The sequence below is a fragment of the Roseateles sp. GW823-FHT07B05 genome, assembly GCF_058794515.1.
This window is the reverse complement of record NZ_JBXAGX010000014.1, coordinates 61,048-78,747: the sequence shown is the minus strand read 5'-3', so window position 1 is coordinate 78,747 and position 17,700 is coordinate 61,048. Positions and strand designations below refer to the sequence as shown.

Annotated in this window: 10 protein-coding genes and 4 tRNA genes; 1 reads left to right on the top strand and 13 read right to left on the bottom strand. The window is 64.3% G+C overall.

Annotated features, from left to right (window positions below):
• Positions 1-14: 14 nt before the first annotated feature.
• The 13 genes from rpoC to AC1Q7O_RS23075 all read right to left on the bottom strand — a co-directional run bounded on the left by rpoC (position 15) and on the right by AC1Q7O_RS23075 (position 14,098).
• Positions 15-4,229: a DNA-directed RNA polymerase subunit beta' gene (gene rpoC / locus AC1Q7O_RS23135; RefSeq protein ID WP_492661165.1), complete on the bottom strand. Its 4,215-nt coding sequence runs from the start codon at positions 4,227-4,229 to the stop codon at positions 15-17.
• An 11-nt stretch (positions 4,230-4,240) separates the two neighbouring features.
• On the bottom strand, positions 4,241-8,362 hold the full coding sequence (rpoB, locus tag AC1Q7O_RS23130; RefSeq protein WP_492661164.1) for a DNA-directed RNA polymerase subunit beta: 4,122 nt from the start codon (positions 8,360-8,362) through the stop codon (positions 4,241-4,243).
• A gap of 338 nt (positions 8,363-8,700) precedes the next feature.
• A complete protein-coding gene (gene rplL, locus AC1Q7O_RS23125) occupies positions 8,701-9,081 on the bottom strand; it encodes a 50S ribosomal protein L7/L12 (protein WP_492661163.1) in 381 nt (126 codons plus the stop codon).
• Positions 9,082-9,132: 51 nt separating this feature from the next.
• Positions 9,133-9,669, bottom strand: coding sequence for a 50S ribosomal protein L10 (gene rplJ, locus AC1Q7O_RS23120; RefSeq protein WP_492661162.1), 537 nt, complete (start codon positions 9,667-9,669; stop codon positions 9,133-9,135).
• Between the two features lie 284 nt (positions 9,670-9,953).
• Complete coding sequence (rplA, locus tag AC1Q7O_RS23115) at positions 9,954-10,664, bottom strand: 50S ribosomal protein L1 (protein WP_492661161.1); 711 nt, start codon at positions 10,662-10,664, stop codon at positions 9,954-9,956.
• A gap of 2 nt (positions 10,665-10,666) precedes the next feature.
• Positions 10,667-11,104, bottom strand: coding sequence for a 50S ribosomal protein L11 (gene rplK / locus AC1Q7O_RS23110; protein ID WP_025564481.1), 438 nt, complete (start codon positions 11,102-11,104; stop codon positions 10,667-10,669).
• A gap of 179 nt (positions 11,105-11,283) precedes the next feature.
• The gene (gene nusG / locus AC1Q7O_RS23105; RefSeq protein WP_492661160.1) at positions 11,284-11,862 is read right to left on the bottom strand and encodes a transcription termination/antitermination protein NusG; all 579 of its coding nucleotides are present in this window, start codon (positions 11,860-11,862) and stop codon (positions 11,284-11,286) included.
• 11 nt (positions 11,863-11,873) lie between these two features.
• Positions 11,874-12,260, bottom strand: coding sequence for a preprotein translocase subunit SecE (gene secE, locus AC1Q7O_RS23100; RefSeq protein ID WP_492661159.1), 387 nt, complete (start codon positions 12,258-12,260; stop codon positions 11,874-11,876).
• A 144-nt stretch (positions 12,261-12,404) separates the two neighbouring features.
• Positions 12,405-12,480 (bottom strand) — tRNA-Trp (locus tag AC1Q7O_RS23095).
• 15 nt (positions 12,481-12,495) lie between these two features.
• Positions 12,496-13,686: an elongation factor Tu gene (tuf, locus tag AC1Q7O_RS23090; protein WP_492661158.1), complete on the bottom strand. Its 1,191-nt coding sequence runs from the start codon at positions 13,684-13,686 to the stop codon at positions 12,496-12,498.
• Positions 13,687-13,739: 53 nt separating this feature from the next.
• Positions 13,740-13,814: transfer RNA gene (locus tag AC1Q7O_RS23085), tRNA-Thr, on the bottom strand.
• 75 nt (positions 13,815-13,889) lie between these two features.
• Positions 13,890-13,963 (bottom strand) — tRNA-Gly (locus tag AC1Q7O_RS23080).
• Between the two features lie 50 nt (positions 13,964-14,013).
• Positions 14,014-14,098 (bottom strand) — tRNA-Tyr (locus AC1Q7O_RS23075).
• Positions 14,099-14,646: 548 nt separating this feature from the next.
• Here AC1Q7O_RS23075 and AC1Q7O_RS23070 point away from each other — a divergent pair.
• Complete coding sequence (locus AC1Q7O_RS23070; RefSeq protein ID WP_492661157.1) at positions 14,647-17,526, top strand: TonB-dependent receptor; 2,880 nt, start codon at positions 14,647-14,649, stop codon at positions 17,524-17,526.
• Positions 17,527-17,700 lie beyond the last annotated feature (174 nt).

The following is a 17,700-nucleotide window of genomic DNA, read 5'->3' as shown; positions in this document are numbered from 1 at the left end:
CGAGGCGCCGTGGCTTATTCGGCCGCGTGGCCGGCGTCGACGTCCGCCATCTGCGCAGCAGCCAGTTCCTCGGCTTCCTGCAGGGCGATGGCGCGGCGCTCGGCGTCGTCCATGGCTTCCTTGGCACGACGGGCGTCGTGGAAGGCCATGCCGGTACCGGCCGGGATCAGACGGCCGACGATGACGTTTTCCTTCAGGCCACGCAGCTCGTCGCGCTTGCCCATGATGGCAGCCTCGGTGAGCACGCGGGTCGTTTCCTGGAAGGAAGCGGCCGAGATGAAGGAGTCCGTCGACAGCGAGGCCTTGGTGATGCCCAGCAGCACGTCGGCATGGGTGGCAATCAGCTTGCCTTCCTTGCGCATGCGGTCGTTGGTGTCCAGCAGCTCCGAGCGCTCGACCTGCTCGTTCAGGATGTAGTGCGTGTCACCCGGGTTGGTGATGACCACGCGACGCAGCATCTGGCGAACGATCACCTCGATGTGCTTGTCGTTGATCTTCACGCCCTGGAGTCGGTACACGTCCTGGACTTCGTCGACGATGTAGCGCGCCAGTTCCTCGATGCCCAGCAGGCGCAGGATGTCCTGCGGGTCTGCAGCGCCGTCGACGATCAGTTCGCCGCGGTTGACCACCTGGCCTTCGTGCACCAGGATGTTCTTTTCCTTGGGCACGAGTTCCTCGTGGGCCTTGCCGTCCGGGTCGGTGATCTGCAGGCGGATCTTGCCCTTGGTCTCCTTGCCGAACGACACGGTACCAGTCTGCTCGGCCAGCACGCCGACGTCCTTGGGCGAACGGGCTTCGAAGAGCTCGGCCACACGCGGCAGACCGCCGGTAATGTCACGGGTCTTCTGGCCTTCGACCGGGATACGGGCGAGCACTTCACCAGGCAGCAGTTCCTGGCCGTCGCGGATCTGGATCAGCGCGCCGACCTGGAAGCCGATGGCCACCGAGTGGTCGGTACCGGGGATCTTGACCTCGTGGCCTTGCGCATCCAGCAGCTTGACCTGCGGGCGGATGATCTTGGCCGCACCACGGCGCTTCGGGTCGATGACCACCAGCGTCGACAGGCCGGTCACTTCGTCCACCTGCTTGGCGACGGTCACGCCTTCCTCGACGTTCTCGAACTTCGCCTGACCAGCGAATTCCGTGATGATCGGGCGGGTCAGCGGGTCCCAGTTCGCCAGCACCAGGCCGGCCTTGATGACCTGGCTGGGCTTGATGTTCAGGATCGCGCCGTAAGGCACCTTGTGACGCTCGCGCTCGCGGCCGTGCGGGTCGGAGATGACGATCTCGCCGGAGCGGGAAATCACCACCAGCTCGCCCTTGCCGTTCGTGACGTAGCGCATCGTGGCGTTGAAGCCGATGATGCCGTCCGACTTGGCTTCCACGCTCGAGGCGACGGCAGCGCGCGACGCGGCACCGCCGATGTGGAAGGTCCGCATCGTCAGCTGCGTGCCCGGTTCGCCGATGGACTGCGCGGCGATGACACCCACAGCTTCACCGGTGTTGACCAGACCGCCGCGGCCGAGGTCACGGCCGTAGCACTTGGCGCACAGGCCGAAGCGCGTGGCGCAGGTCAGCGGCGTGCGGACCTTGATCTCGTCGACGCCGGCTTGTTCCAGCACGTCCAGCGTGTCTTCGTCCAGCATCTTGCCGGCGCCCAGCAGCGGGGCCTGCGTCTCGGGGTGCACGACGTCGATCGCGGTGACGCGGCCGAGGACGCGGTCACGCAGCGATTCGATGACTTCACCGCCTTCGACCAGCGCGCGCATGGCCATGCCGTTGTCGGTACCGCAGTCTTCCTCGGTGACGACCAGATCCTGCGTCACGTCGACCAGACGACGCGTCAGGTAGCCGGAGTTCGCGGTCTTCAGCGCCGTGTCCGCCAGGCCCTTACGGGCGCCGTGGGTGGAGATGAAGTACTGCAGAACGTTCAGGCCTTCACGGAAGTTCGCCGTGATGGGCGTCTCGATGATGGAGCCGTCAGGCTTGGCCATCAGGCCCCGCATGCCGGCCAGCTGGCGGATCTGGGCGGCGGAACCCCGCGCGCCCGAGTCGGCCATCATGTAGATCGAGTTGAACGACTCCTGATCGACGGTCTTGCCGTGGCGATCGATCGTCTTCTCGACCTTCAGGTGCTCCATCATCTTCTTGCCGATTTCGTCACCGGCCTTGCCCCAGATGTCCACCACCTTGTTGTAGCGCTCGCCGGCGGTCACAAGACCCGAGACGTACTGCTGCTCGATCTCCTTGACCTCGCTCTCGGCGCGCTCGATCAGCGTGTGCTTCTGCGCGGGCACCAGCATGTCGTCGATGGCGATCGAGATGCCGGCGCGCGTGGCGAGCTTGAAGCCGCTTTGCAGCAGCTTGTCGGCCAGCACAACGGTTTCCTTCAGGCCGCACTTGCGGAAGCTCGTGTTGATGAGACGCGAGATTTCCTTCTTCTTCAGCGCCTTGTTGATGTTCGAGAACGGCAGGCCCTTGGGCAGGATCTCGGACAGCAGGGCACGGCCGACGGTGGTGTCCACGAGCTTGGTCTCGGGCTCGAATTCGCCCGTTTCCTTGTTCTTGGTCCACTCGGTCAGGCGCACGCTGATCTTGGCGGTGATTTCCACGGCGCCGTTTTCCAGCGCGCGGATGATCTCGGGGATGTCCGAGAAGATCAGGCCTTCGCCCTTGCCGTTGGTGCGCTCGCGGGTGGCGTAGTACAGACCCAGCACCACGTCTTGCGACGGGACGATGGACGGTTCGCCGGACGCGGGGAACAGCACGTTGTTGGAGGCCAGCATCAGCGTGCGGGCTTCCATCTGCGCTTCGATCGACAGCGGCACGTGGACGGCCATCTGGTCACCGTCGAAGTCGGCGTTGAAGGCCGAGCAGACGAGCGGGTGCAGCTGGATGGCCTTGCCTTCGATCAGCACGGGCTCGAAGGCCTGGATGCCGAGGCGGTGCAGCGTCGGGGCGCGGTTCAGCAGGACCGGGTGTTCCTTGATGACTTCTTCAAGGATGTCCCAGACCACCGGCGTGCCGGATTCGACTTCCTTCTTCGCAGCCTTGATCGTCGTCGCGATGCCCATGGCTTCGAGACGGCTGAAGATGAAGGGCTTGAAGAGTTCGAGCGCCATCAGCTTGGGCAGGCCGCACTGGTGCAGCTTGAGCGTCGGGCCCACGGTAATGACGGAACGACCGGAGTAGTCGACGCGCTTGCCCAGCAAGTTCTGACGGAAGCGACCGCTCTTGCCCTTGATCATGTCGGCCAGCGACTTGAGGGCACGCTTGTTCGCGCCGGTCATCGCCTTGCCGCGGCGGCCGTTGTCCAGCAGCGAGTCGACGGCTTCCTGCAGCATGCGCTTTTCGTTGCGCACGATGATCTCAGGGGCCTTCAGCTCCAGCAGACGGGCCAGGCGGTTGTTGCGGTTGATGACGCGACGGTAGAGGTCGTTCAGGTCGGAGGTCGCGAAGCGGCCGCCGTCCAGCGGCACCAGCGGACGCAGGTCCGGCGGCAGCACGGGCAGCACGTCCATGACCATCCAGTTCGGCTTGATGCCGGACTTCTTGAAGGCCTCCATGACCTTGAGGCGCTTGGAGTTCTTCTTGACCTTGAGCTCCGAGCCGGTCATGTCGTTGCGGAGCTTGTCGATCTCGATGTCGAGATCCATGTCCTCCAGCAGCTTCTTGACGCCCTCGGCACCCATCAGCGCGATGAACTCGTCACCGTACTCCAGGCGCTTCGCGTCGTAGTCGTCCTCGCTCATGATCGAGAACTTCTTCAGCGGCGTCATGCCGCTGTCGACGACGACATATGCCTCGAAGTACAGCACGCGTTCGATGTCGCGCAGCGTCATGTCGAGCACGAGGCCCAGACGGCTGGGCAGCGACTTCAGGAACCAGATGTGCGCGCAGGGCGCCGCCAGGTCGATGTGACCCATGCGGTCACGGCGAACCTTGGTCTGCGTGACTTCAACGCCGCACTTCTCGCAGATGACGCCGCGGTGCTTCAGGCGCTTGTACTTGCCGCACAGGCACTCGTAGTCCTTGATCGGGCCAAAGATCTTGGCGCAGAACAGGCCGTCGCGCTCGGGCTTGAAGGTGCGGTAGTTGATGGTCTCGGGCTTCTTCACCTCGCCGAACGACCAGCTGCGGATCTTCTCCGGGGAAGCCAGGCCGATCTTGATGGCATCGAAATGCTCATCGGGGGTGAATTGCTTGAAAAGGTCGAGTAGTCCCTTCATGCATCTGCTCCTTAATTGCGTTCCAGTTCAATGTCGATGCCCAAGGAGCGGATTTCCTTGACCAGCACATTGAACGATTCGGGCATGCCCGCTTCGATGGCGTGTTCGCCCTTGACGATCGACTCGTACACCTTGGTGCGGCCGTTCACGTCGTCGGACTTGACCGTCAGCATTTCCTGCAGGATGTACGACGCGCCATAGGCTTCCAGCGCCCAGACTTCCATTTCGCCGAAACGCTGGCCGCCGAACTGGGCCTTGCCGCCCAGCGGTTGCTGCGTGACCAGCGAGTACGGGCCGGTCGAACGGGCGTGCATCTTGTCGTCCACCAAGTGGTGCAGCTTCAGCACGTGCATGTAGCCGACCGTGACCGGGCGCTCGAACTGCTCGCCGGTGCGGCCGTCGCACAGCCAGGCCTGGGTGCGCGTCTCGGTCAGGCCCTTCTTGGCGGCGATGTCGTCCGGGTAGGCCAGCTTCAGCATGCCGCGGATTTCTTCTTCCTTGGCACCGTCGAACACCGGCGTCGCAAAGGGCACGCCCTTGGCGAGGTTCTCGGCCATCTCCAGCACTTCCGTGTCGGACAGCTCGTCGATGTTCTCGGTCTTGCCGCCGCTCTGGTTGTAGAGCTGGTCGAACAGCTTGCGCAGCTCGGCCACCTTGGAGTGCTGCTGCAGCATGTCGCCGATGCGCTGGCCGATGCCCTTGCCGGCCCAGCCCAAGTGCACTTCCAGCACCTGGCCCACGTTCATCCGCGACGGGACGCCCAGCGGGTTCAGCACGATGTCGGCGGGCGTGCCGTCGGCCATGTAGGGCATGTCTTCGATCGGCGTGACCTTGGACACCACACCCTTGTTGCCGTGACGGCCGGCCATCTTGTCGCCAGGCTGCAGGCGACGCTTGACGGCCAGGTAGACCTTGACCATCTTCAGCACGCCGGCGGGCAGCTCGTCGCCCTGCGTCAGCTTCTTGCGCTTCTCTTCGAAGGACAGGTCGAAGCTGTGGCGGGTCTGGTCCAGCGCGTTCTTGATGGACTCGAGCTGGTTGGCGACCTCTTCCTCGGCCGGACGCACGTCGAACCAGTGGAACTTCTCGACGGAGGCGAGGTAGTCCTTGGTGATGACGGTGCCCTTGGCGATCTTCTGCGGGCCGCCGTTGGCAACGCGGCCGACCAGCAGCTTCTCGATACGGTCGAAGGCGTCGCTCTCGACGATGCGCAGCTGGTCGTTCAGGTCCAGGCGGTAGCGCTTCAGCTCGTCGTCGATGATCTGCTGGGCGCGCTTGTCGCGCTGGATGCCTTCACGGGTGAAGACCTGCACGTCGATGACGGTGCCGCTGGTGCCCTGGTCGACACGCAGCGACGTGTCCTTCACGTCCGAAGCCTTCTCGCCGAAGATCGCGCGCAGCAGCTTCTCTTCCGGCGTCAGCGTCGTCTCGCCCTTCGGCGTGACCTTGCCGACCAGCACGTCGCCCGGGTTCACTTCGGCACCGATGTAGACGATGCCCGACTCGTCCAGGCGGCCCAGTTGCTGCTCGGAGAGGTTGGGAATGTCGCGGGTGATTTCTTCCGAACCCAGCTTGGTGTCACGCGCGTTGACGACCAGTTCCTCGATGTGGATCGAGGTGTAGCGGTCTTCGGCGATGACGCGTTCCGAGATCAGGATCGAGTCTTCGAAGTTGTAGCCGTTCCACGGCATGAACGCGACCAGCATGTTCTGGCCCAGGGCCAGTTCACCGATGTCGGTGGACGCGCCGTCGGCAATGATGTCCTCGGCCGCCACCTTGTCGCCACGGCGCACGATCGGGCGCTGGTGGATGTTGGTGTTCTGGTTGGAACGCTGGTACTTGATCAGGTTGTAGATGTCGACACCGACCTCACCGGCCACCGTCTCGTCATCGTTCACGCGGATCACGATGCGGTTCGTGTCGACGTAGTCGACGACACCACCACGACGTGCGGCCACCACGGTGCCCGAGTCCTTCGCGGCGACGCGCTCGACGCCCGTACCCACGAAAGCCTTCTCGGGGCGCAGCACCGGCACGGCCTGGCGCTGCATGTTGGCGCCCATCAGCGCGCGGTTCGCGTCGTCGTGCTCCAGGAACGGCACCAGCGAAGCCGCGACCGACACGATCTGCGTCGGCGCCACGTCCATGTACTGGATGCGCTCGGGAGACGTCAGCACCGATTCGCCGTTTTCACGGGCAGACACCAGTTCGTCGGTCAGCTGGCCGCTGGCGTTCAGCGTCGCATTGGCCTGGGCGATGACGTACTTGCCTTCCTCGATGGCGGACAGGTAGTCGATCTGATCGGTGACGTGGCCGTCAACGACGCGGCGGTACGGCGTCTCCAGGAAGCCGTACTCGTTGAGCTGAGCAAACAGCGCCAGCGAGTTGATCAGGCCGATGTTCGGGCCTTCCGGCGTTTCGATCGGGCAGACGCGGCCGTAGTGGGTCGGGTGCACGTCGCGCACCTCGAAGCCGGCGCGCTCGCGGGTCAGACCGCCCGGGCCCAGGGCGGAAACGCGACGCTTGTGCGTGATTTCCGACAGCGGGTTGGTCTGGTCCATGAACTGCGACAGCTGCGACGCACCGAAGAACTCCTTCAGCGCCGCGGAGATCGGCTTGGAGTTGATCAGGTCGTGCGGCATCAGGGCTTCGGTCTCGGCCTGGCCCAGACGTTCCTTGACGGCCTTCTCGATACGGGCGAGGCCCGAGCGGTACTGGTTTTCGGCCAGTTCGCCCACGCAACGCACGCGACGGTTGCCCAGGTGGTCGATGTCGTCCACTTCGCCGCGGCCATTGCGCAGCTCGACGAGGATCTTGACGACGTCAAGGATGTCCTCGTTGGACAGGTTCATGTTGCCTTCGGGCGTGTCACGGCCGACACGCGCGTTGAACTTCATGCGGCCGACACGGCTCAGGTCGTACGTGTCGGTGCTGTAGAACAGGCGGTTGAACAGCGCTTCGACGGCGTCTTCCGTCGGCGGCTCGCCGGGGCGCATCATGCGGTAGATGGCGACACGGGCAGCCAGCTGCGTCTCGGTCTCGTCGGACGCCAGCGTCTGCGAGATGTAGGCGCCTTCGTCCAGCTCGTTCGTGAACAGGCACTGGACTTCCTTGACGCCGGCGGCGCGCAGCTTCTTCAGCAGCGCATCGGTCAGCTCGTCGTTGGCGCGGGCGATGATCTCGCCGGTGTCGGCGTCGATCATGTTCTTGGCCAGCACACGGCCGACCAGGAAGTCTTCCGGCACAGAGATGTGCTGCGTGCCGGACTGCTCCAGCTGGCGCACGTGACGGGCGGTGATGCGCTTGTCCTTCTCGACGATGACGGCGCCGCTCTTGTCGACGATGTCGAAGCGGGCGACTTCACCCTTCAGGCGGTCGGCGACGAATTCGAGCTGCGCGCCAACGTCCATCAGGCGGAAGTTGTCGAACACGAAGAAGTGGGCCAGGATCTGCTCGGGGTTCAGGCCGATGGCCTTCAGCAGGATCGTGACCGGCATCTTGCGACGGCGGTCGACGCGGAAGTACAGGATGTCCTTCGGGTCGAACTCGAAGTCCAGCCAGGAACCACGGTAGGGAATGATGCGGGCGCTGAACAGCAGCTTGCCCGACGAGTGCGTCTTGCCCTTGTCGTGTTCGAAGAACACGCCCGGCGAACGGTGCAGCTGCGACACGATGACGCGCTCGGTACCGTTGACGATGAAGGAGCCGTAGTCGGTCATCAGGGGCACTTCGCCCATGTAGACCTCTTGCTCCTTGATTTCCTTGACCGTCTTCGCCTGGGGCGACTCACGGTCATAGATGATCATCTGCAGGCGCGCGCGCACGGCGGCTGCATAGGTCAACCCACGCTGCTGGCACTCACGCGTGTCAAACGGCGGCTTGGCGATGTTGAACTCGAGGAACTTCATCTCGACGAAACCGTTGTGCGAAACAATCGGGAACGCCGAGAGGAAAGCCGCCTGCAAGCCTTCGGGCTTGCGCTTGGCGGGGGCCACGTCCTTCTGCAGGAAGGCCACGTAGCTGTCCTTCTGCATGGTGAGCAGGTAAGGAACGTTGAGAACGCTCTCGCGCTTGCCGAAGCTCTTGCGGATCCGCTTGCGCTCGGTGTAGCTGTAGGGGGTTGCTTGCGCCATAAACACTCCGTGTCGAGTGCATCCCCGGCCGTGGGACGCACCGCGTCGGCGACTGGCTGGCTCGCGCGCCCGGGACGGGCGGCTGCCTAGCTTGGTGGTTGGCCACTACCAACCGCTGGCGGACAACCCCGGCATTGCACCGGAGTCCGACCAAACTGGTTCTCTGCAGTCGGATCAGAGAACACGTGAAAGAACCGCGCATCATACAGCGCACGGTTCTTTCAGCTGTTCTCTGCGGGGCAAGCCCGCAAAGACGAAAAAGGGGAAGCCTGACGGCCACCCCTTTTCTTGAATCCAGCGAACCGGATTCGATCGACGGGACAGGCCCGTCGACTTGATTACTTCATCTCGGCCTTGGCGCCGGCTTCGACCAGCTTCTTGACAGCGGCTTCGGCGTCGGCCTTGGAGATGCCTTCCTTGACGTTCTTCGGAGCGCCGTCGACCAGGTCCTTGGCTTCCTTCAGACCCAGGCCGGTGATTTCGCGCACGGCCTTGATGACGCCGACCTTCTGGGCACCGGCGTCCGTCAGGACGACGTTGAACTCGGTCTTCTCTTCAGCAGCGGCAGCAGCGCCGCCAGCAGCGCCACCGGCGGCCGGAGCAGCCATCGAAGCGGCGGACACGCCGAACTTCTCTTCAATTGCCTTGACCAGGTCGTTCAGTTCCAGAACGGACATGCTGTCCAGGGCGGTCAGGAAAGCGTCTTTATCGAATGCCATGATGTGTTCCTAAATAACAGATGGGTTGCGTGGATACGCGTTGTTCGTCGATCAGGCCGCGGCCGGGGCTTCTTCAGCAGCAGCTTCCGTAGAAGCGGCGCCTTCGCCACGCTTTGCAGCCAGGGCAGCCAGCACGGCCGCGGTGCGTTGCACCGGCGACAGCAGCAGGCCGGCGATCTGCGACAGCAGGACTTCCTTGGACGGGACGGAGGCCAGAGCCTTCACGCCATTGACGTCCAGAGCCTTGCCACCGTAGGCACCACCCTTGATGACGAGCTTGTCGTTGGTCTTGGCAAAGTCAGCGATGACTTTGGCAGCCGCGACAGCGTCTTCCGAAAAGCCGTAGATCAGCGGGCCGACCATGCTCTCCGCAGCAGCTTCGAACGGGGTGCCAGCGACGGCGCGACGGGCCAGGGTGTTCTTCAGCACGTGAAGATAGACACCCTTGGCACGCGCATCGACGCGCAGCTTGTTCAAGGCTTCCACGGTGAGGCCACGGTACTCGGCCAACGCCAGGGTCTGCGACTTCGCTGCTTGCGCTGCGACGTCGGAGACAACGGCTGCCTTCTCGTTGCGATTGAGACTCAAGGTCTACTCCTCACATTTGCTCCCTCGGCCTTGCGGCTTCGAGAGCGCCAGGGATTCAGCGACCATCTGTCAGGAACAGGATTCCTGTCAGCGGGACCGCCATCTGCGTTGGTTCTTCATCACCGACGGATCGGCAATGTCGATTTAAGGGGTCTCCACCAACGGTCTTGGATGACGCGCCACCTTCGGCAAACCGAAAGCAGCGCCCCACCAATCTTTGTTGCCCGGGGCCAGACTCGCCCCGCGCAGATTCATTACCCAGGCCGCAAGGGCCGGGGCGTCACTCAGGCCGCGGTGGCCTGGGCGTTGATCGAAGCGATTTCGACGCGGGCGCCAACGCCCATCGTCGAGGACACGGCGACCTTGCGCAGGTAGATGCCCTTGCTCGACGCCGGCTTGCTCTTGTTCAGAGCTTCGATCAGCGCGCGCAGGTTGCCTTCCAGCTTGTCGGTGTCGAACGAGCGACGGCCGAGGGTGCCGTGGATGATGCCGGCCTTGTCGACGCGGAACTGGACCTGGCCAGCCTTGGCGTTCTTGACGGCGGTGGCGACGTCGGGCGTGACGGTGCCGACCTTGGGGTTCGGCATCAGGCCGCGCGGGCCCAGGATCTGACCCAGCGTACCGACGACACGCATCGTGTCCGGCGAGGCGATGACCACGTCGAAGGGCATGTCGCCCGCCTTGACGCGCTCGGCCAGGTCTTCCATGCCGACGACGTCGGCGCCGGCGGCACGGGCTTCTTCAGCCTTGGCACCTTGGGCGAACACGGCGACGCGCTTGGTCTTGCCGGTGCCGTTGGGCAGCACGACGGCGCCACGAACGACCTGGTCCGACTTCTTGGCATCGATGCCGAGTTGCACGGCGACGTCGATGGACTCATCGAACTTGGCGGTGGCCAGGCTCTTGACCAGGTCCAGGGCTTCCGTCAGGCCGTACAGCTTGGTCGACTCGACCTTGCCAGCCAGTGCCTTTTGCTTCTTGGTGAGCTTGGCCATGTTCAGACCCCTTCCACGATGATGCCCATCGAGCGGGCGGAGCCGGCGATGGTCTTGACCGCGGCGTCGATGCTCGCAGCCGTCAGGTCCTTGGTCTTGATCTTGGCGATCTCTTCCAGCTGAGCGCGGGTCAGCTTGCCGACCTTGTCCAGGTGGGGGCGCTGCGAGCCCTTTTCGATCTTGGCAGCCTTCTTGATCAGCACGGTCGCCGGGGGCGACTTGATCACGAAGGTGAAGCTCTTGTCGGCGAAGGCGGTGATGACCACCGGCAGCTTCATGCCCGGCTCGAAGCCAGCACCGGAAGTCTGGGCGTTGAACGCCTTGCAGAATTCCATGATGTTCAGGCCACGCTGACCCAGCGCGGGACCCACCGGCGGCGAGGGGTTAGCCTTGCCGGCCGGAATTTGCAGCTTGATGAAGCCGACAATCTTCTTTGCCATGTTTTCTCCAATCCAGCGCCCGGGCGGCAAAGCCTGGGCACCTGAGTGCTAGCGCATCGGACTCGGGCTGAATCTGGGATCCAGGCCCTTACCTTTGCTCCTCTTGTCCGCCTCTCGTTGCAGACTGGTCACGGGTCAGCGCTCAGGGCGCGCCGACCAAAGCCCACAATTCTAGCGCGTCAGACCTTCTCGACCTGCGCAAAGTCCAGCTCCACCGGCGTGGCGCGGCCGAAGATCGTGACCGAGACACGGACCTTGGACTTGTCGTAGTTGACTTCCTCGACCGAGCCGTTGAAGTCGGTGAAGGGGCCTTCCTTGACGCGCACGACCTCGCCGACCGTCCACTCGACCTTGGGCCGGGGCTTCTCGACGCCTTCCTGCATCTGGTTGACGATCTTCATGACCTCGGCTTCCGAGATCGGGGCCGGGCGGTTCTTGGCGCCGCCGACGAAACCCGTCACCTTGGACGTGTGCTTCACCAGGTGCCAGGACTCGTCGTCCATGAACATCTCGACCAGCACGTAGCCGGGGAAGAAGCGGCGCTCGGTGACGGCCTTCTTGCCGTTCTTCAGCTCGACGACTTCTTCGGTCGGCACGAGGATGCGGCCGAACTTGTCCTGCATGGCGGCGCGGTCGATGCGCTCACGCAGGTTGCGCTCGACAGCCTTCTCCATGCCCGAGTAGGCATGGACGACATACCAGCGCTTGGGCAGGCCAGCGGGCGCCTCGGCGGCAGCGACGTTTTGCTCTTCGCTCATCTCGTTCCTTCTCAGCGCTTCCAGCCCAGGATCAGGTCGTACAGCACCCACTCCAGCGTCTTGTCCGTCGTCCACAGGAACAGCGCCATGACGACGACGAAGATGAACACGTAGAGGGTCATCTGGCCGGCTTCCTTGCGGGTGGGCCAGACCACTTTCTTGACCTCACGCATCGAATCACGGCCGTAGGCGATCAGCGCCTTGCCATGCTCGGACGTGAAGAAGGCCGCCACACCGGCAACCAGCAACACGATCAAGGAGGCCCACTGCACCAGCGCGCCCTGCTTGGACAGACCGTAATAGGCCGCCAGCGCGCCGATCAGCAGCAGCACTGCAGCAGCCAGCTTGGCCTTGTCGGCGCCGCTGGTCACGGTCTCGACTTGGGGAGGATTCGCCATCAGTTCACTTTCACGCGCCACCCGCAGGGCGGCTGTTCAGACGCTGCGATGGCTTGTAGCCATCAGCAGCAAGGCCCGCCGAGATCACTCTCGCGGGCCGATGCTTGGTTAGCCAGAAAACCAACCGCCGGGATCAGTGGCGGGTGGCAGGGGCAGAGGGTCTCGAACCCCCAACCTTCGGTTTTGGAGACCGACGCTCTGCCAATTGAGCTATGCCCCTGCGGCCTTGAAAAACTTACTCGAGGATCGTCGCGACGACGCCCGAACCGACGGTGCGGCCGCCTTCACGGATAGCGAAACGCAGACCGGTTTCCATCGCGATCGGCGCGATCAGCTTCACGGTGATGCCGACGTTGTCGCCGGGCATGACCATTTCCTTGTCCTTCGGCAGCTCCACGGCACCGGTCACGTCCGTCGTGCGGAAGTAGAACTGGGGACGGTAGTTGTTGAAGAACGGGGTGTGGCGGCCGCCCTCTTCCTTGGACAGAACGTAGATTTCTGCCGTGAAGTGGGTGTGCGGCTTGATGGTGCCGGGCTTGGCCAGCACTTGGCCGCGCTCGACGTCTTCACGCTTGGTGCCGCGCAGCAGGATGCCGACGTTGTCGCCTGCTTGACCTTGGTCCAGCAGCTTGCGGAACATTTCGACGCCCGTGACCGTGGTCTTCTGGACTTCGCGGATGCCGACGATTTCGATTTCTTCGCCGACCTTGATGATGCCGCGCTCGACGCGACCGGTCACGACAGTGCCGCGGCCGGAGATCGAGAACACGTCTTCGACCGGCAGCAGGAACGCGCCGTCAACGGCACGGTCCGGCTGGGGGATGTAGGTGTCCAGCGCGTCAGCCAGGCGCATGATGGCCTGTTCGCCCAGGTCGCCCGCGTCGCCTTCCAGCGCCAGCTTGGCCGAACCCTTGATGATGGGGGTGTCGTCGCCGGGGAAGTCGTACTTGGACAGGAGCTCGCGCACTTCCATTTCGACCAGCTCGAGCAGCTCGGCGTCGTCGACCATGTCGCACTTGTTCAGGAAGACGATGATGTACTTCACGCCAACCTGGCGAGCCAGCAGGATGTGCTCGCGGGTCTGGGGCATCGGGCCGTCAGCGGCCGAGCACACCAGGATGGCGCCGTCCATCTGGGCGGCACCGGTGATCATGTTCTTGACGTAGTCGGCGTGGCCGGGGCAGTCAACGTGCGCGTAGTGGCGGTTGGCGGTCTCGTACTCGACGTGCGCGGTGTTGATCGTGATGCCGCGAGCCTTTTCTTCGGGCGCTGCGTCGATCTGGTCGTAGGCCTTGGCCTCGCCACCGAACTTCTTGGACAGCACGGTCGCGATTGCAGCCGTCAGCGTCGTCTTGCCGTGGTCAACGTGACCGATCGTGCCCACGTTCACGTGCGGCTTGGTCCGTTCAAACTTGCCTTTTGCCATCTTGCGCTCCTGAGGCGAACCCGTTGGGACGAGTAGAAAAAAGAAAGAAGTTGTGGTGCCCTTGACGCGGATCGAACGCGTGACCTCTCCCTTACCAAGGGAGTGCTCTACCACTGAGCCACAAGGGCATCGGCACGGGTTTGACGCCAGATGAACTGACCGGCAAACCGGTGTCGACGCTGGCCGACCAAGCCACCCGCAGATGGAGCGGGAAACGGGAATCGAACCCGTGTCATTAGCTTGGAAGGCTAAGGTTCTACCATTGAACTACTCCCGCCCTGGGAGTCTTCTCGCCATCAGATGTCCTCAGCCTGCAAGCGCAAGCTTTGGTGGAGGAGGCTGGATTCGAACCAGCGTACGCAATGCGGGCAGATTTACAGTCTGCTGCCTTTAACCACTCGGCCACCCCTCCTGAGGCAAGCCCGCAACTATAGCACAGAGTTGACGCAGCGCAACAGCCCTTGCGCAACGAGATCAAAACTCGGCCGAGCAGCCCGGCGCCAACGACTCGTCGGACAGCGAGCCCATCAGGCAGCAAGACCCGCATCGCACGGCCACCGCACATCGCAGGACGGGCCAACGCGGCCGCGCGGCGACGGCGCACCTGCCAACCACTGGTTTGCAACCACCCGGCAACCAATCCAGCACCAGATCAAGACCAGCCGGCGCATCAACCGACGCGCAGCAGCAACAGAACATCCACTCGTCGTCGCCGGCAAGCAACATAAGAGCCCCTCAAAAAGATGCCACTTGCAGACCAATAACGGCCCCTCCCATGGGTGCCACAGAGGCGCCATCCTCACTGTGGACAGGGCAAAGTCGACGACCACTCGGGAAACCCCCTGCTGTTGACTGGTAGCAAAGTGGCGTTATCAATTGTTAAAGTGGCGTTGCACTGGTCGTGAGCTTGCGCAACAGTCTGCAAGCCTCAACCGGACTGAAGGTGGTATGCATCCATGCATGAGCCACCACTCGCCCGATTTCATTGGCCACAACGAGGAACAGTTCATGAAGGTCAAGCAGACCCCCATCTCGCAAGCGGTGCTCATCGCCCTGCTCGGCGCCAGCGGCTACGCGCTGGCCCAGCAGGCGCCTGCCACGCAGCAGCTCGACACCGTCACCGTCACCGGCATCCGCGCTTCGCAGGAGAAGTCGCTGGCCGTCAAGCGCAACGCGGACACGCACATCGACGTCATCTCCGCCGAAGACATCGGCAAGATGCCCGACAAGAACGTGGCTGACTCGCTGGCCCGCATCCCCGGCGTGACCATCCTGAACAGCCCCTCGGGCGGCTCGGGCGGTTTCGACGAGCGCGACCGCGTGGGTCTGCGCGGCACAAACCCCAGCCTGACGCAGACGCTGCTGGACGGCCACTCGGTCGCCAACGGCGACTGGTTCGTGCTGGACCAGACCGGCGCCGGCGTGGGCCGCTCGGTCAGCTTCTCGCTGCTGCCGTCCGAACTGGTGAGCCGCGTGGAAGTGCATAAGAACGCGTCGGCTTCCGACACGGAAGGCGGCACGGCCGGCTCGGTGAACATCATCACGCGCAAGCCGCTGGACTTCGCCAAGGCGCTGACGTTCGAAGCCGGCCTCGGCGCCGTCTACGCCGACCTGCCCAAGAAGACTGACCCGCAGCTGAGCGCGCTGCTGGCGTGGAAGAACGAGGCCAAGAACTTCGGCATCCTGATCCAGGCCTTCAGCGAGAAGCGCCACCTGCGCCGCGACGGCGTGGAGACCATCGCGCTGGACGGCCAGCCGCGCGCCTACCAGGCCATCACCGGTCTGGAGTCGGCGATCACGACGCAGAACCCCAGCCTGGCCGGCAAGCTCTACCCCAACCTGCTGGGCTCGGCCTACTTCACGCAGGAGCGTGAGCGCAAGGGCGGCGTCATCAGCGCCCAGGTCAAGCCGACCAAGGACGTGGACCTGACGCTGACGGCCTTCTCGTCCAAGATGGATGCGGACAACTACAACCGCAACTACATGCTGGCCAACCCCTGGGCGCTGCAGGACGCCGGTGTGGTGCTGAAGAACGCCGTGGTGGACCCCGCGTCCAACATCATCACGCAGGCCGACTACACGTTTGCCAAGCCCACCAAGATCGGCGTCTACGACCTGATCTCGCGCAAGGCCTCGGCCCAGACCAACTTCCTGAACCTGGAAGGCTCCTGGAAGGTCAGCGACGCGCTGAAGCTGGCGGGCAAGGTCGGCTCCTCCAAGGGCACCGGCAAGACCATCACGCAGGACGTGTTCGAGGGCGACGTCTACGGCACGGCCGGCGGCTGGAAGCTCAACGGCATCGGCGAAGCGCCGTCGTTCTACAACACCGTCGCGCCCTACCCCGGCAACCCCAACAGCACGCCGCCCGGCAAGACCGACGCGAACGTGCCCTACCAGCTGGACTGGATCTTCGGCGACCAGAACGTCGTGGTGCAGGACAAGGACACCTGGGCCCAGGTGGACGCCGAGTACACGCTGGACGCCGGCGTGCTGCGCTCGCTGAAGTTCGGTGCGCGCACCGCCCAGCACAAGCGCTACACCGACGGCCCCATCATCGGCCAGGGTCCGAACTGGGGCGCCCCGGCCGGCGCCAACGGCATGCCCATGGGCCTGAAGGACACCGACTACACGCAGAGCTATCCGGGCAACTTCGGCAGCGGCCTGGGCAGCGGCTTCCCGACCAACATCAAGTTCCCGACGGCCGAGACGCTGGCCGCCTGGAACGCGGTCAACGCCGTGCGCCCGCTGTCGCGCCGCCAGCCGACGCATGAGTACTCGGTGAAGGAAACGACGTCGGCCGCCTACGGCCAGGCCAACCTCGAAGGCGACGGCTGGAGCGGCAACGTGGGCCTGCGCCTGGTGCGCACCAAGTCCAGCACGCTGGTCTGGGTGCCCACCAGCGACACCTCGCTGCCCGGCTACGCGGCCTCCGCGTTCGCGGCGGTGGGCCCGGCCTGGACGGACCCGTCGGGCTACTACCAGACCTTCCACGACCGCAGCTACACGGACGCCCTGCCCAGCGCCAGCATCCGCATCGACGTGTCGCCGAAGATCGTGGCCCGCCTGGCGCTGTCGCGCACGCTGACCCGCCCGGACTTCACCGCGCTGTCGGCCGCCCAGCTGCTCAACGGCTACAGCGACCCGACCGGCAAGTCCGTGGGCGTCGGCACCACCGGCAACCCCGACCTGAACCCGATCCGCTCGACCAACTTCGACGCCAACATCGAGTGGTACTTCGCGCCGCGGGCCTTCGTGTCCATGGGTGCGTTCCACATGAACATCGGCAGCTACATCATCGACGGCACCAAGCGCGCCACGCTGACCACCGACCTGATCCCGGCCGGCGGCCAGCAGGGCAAGCCGGGCAACACGATGGTCACGGCACCGTTCGACCTGACGACGCAGATCAACAAGAAGGCCAGCGTCACGGGTCTGGAGTTCGCGTTCGAGACGCCCATCTACAGCAACTTCGGCGTCAGCGCGAACTACACGCTGGCCGATGCGCACGACGAGAGCGGCCATGTGCTGCGCGGTGCGGTCAAGAACACGCTCAACCTGGGCGGCTTCTACGAGAACGACCAGTTCTCGGCGCGCGTGAACTACGGCTACAACTCGGACAACTATCTGGGTCGTGACCGTGGCACGGACTACTACCAGCGCGGCAGCGGCGTGCTGTCCGCCTCGCTGGGCTACAAGTTCAACGAGCACCTCGCCGTGAGCCTGGACGCGCAGAACCTGAACGACCCCGTGCTGAAGTACTACGGCGACAACAAGGCCGAGCCGCGCGCCGTCTACAAGAACGGCCGCCAGTTCTACCTGACCGCCCGCGTCAAGTATTGAAGCCCCTCGCCTGGTCTCGCCTCGCTGAACGCGGGCGAGGCCAGTCGGTCCCCCGAGGGGACGGCGATGCTCGCGGGGCGTGCCCCGCTCGCACATCGCCAGGCGGGCCGGCTTGGGAGCGGCCCGGCGCTCGGCCCGAGATGCGGGTCGACACCCAACGAAGGGGAACGTGTG

What these genes read in the sequence shown, in the direction of transcription:
- rpoB (WP_492661164.1), bottom strand. Translation starts at nt 8,362, where the DNA reads ATGGCGCAAGCAACCCCCTACAGCTACACCGAGCGCAAGCGGATCCGC.
- rpoC (WP_492661165.1), bottom strand. Translation starts at nt 4,229, where the DNA reads ATGAAGGGACTACTCGACCTTTTCAAGCAATTCACCCCCGATGAGCAT.
- secE (WP_492661159.1), bottom strand. Translation starts at nt 12,260, where the DNA reads ATGGCGAATCCTCCCCAAGTCGAGACCGTGACCAGCGGCGCCGACAAG.
- tuf (WP_492661158.1), bottom strand. Translation starts at nt 13,686, where the DNA reads ATGGCAAAAGGCAAGTTTGAACGGACCAAGCCGCACGTGAACGTGGGC.
- AC1Q7O_RS23070 (WP_492661157.1), top strand. Translation starts at nt 14,647, where the DNA reads ATGAGCCACCACTCGCCCGATTTCATTGGCCACAACGAGGAACAGTTC.
- rplK (WP_025564481.1), bottom strand. Translation starts at nt 11,104, where the DNA reads ATGGCAAAGAAGATTGTCGGCTTCATCAAGCTGCAAATTCCGGCCGGC.
- rplL (WP_492661163.1), bottom strand. Translation starts at nt 9,081, where the DNA reads ATGGCATTCGATAAAGACGCTTTCCTGACCGCCCTGGACAGCATGTCC.
- rplA (WP_492661161.1), bottom strand. Translation starts at nt 10,664, where the DNA reads ATGGCCAAGCTCACCAAGAAGCAAAAGGCACTGGCTGGCAAGGTCGAG.
- nusG (WP_492661160.1), bottom strand. Translation starts at nt 11,862, where the DNA reads ATGAGCGAAGAGCAAAACGTCGCTGCCGCCGAGGCGCCCGCTGGCCTG.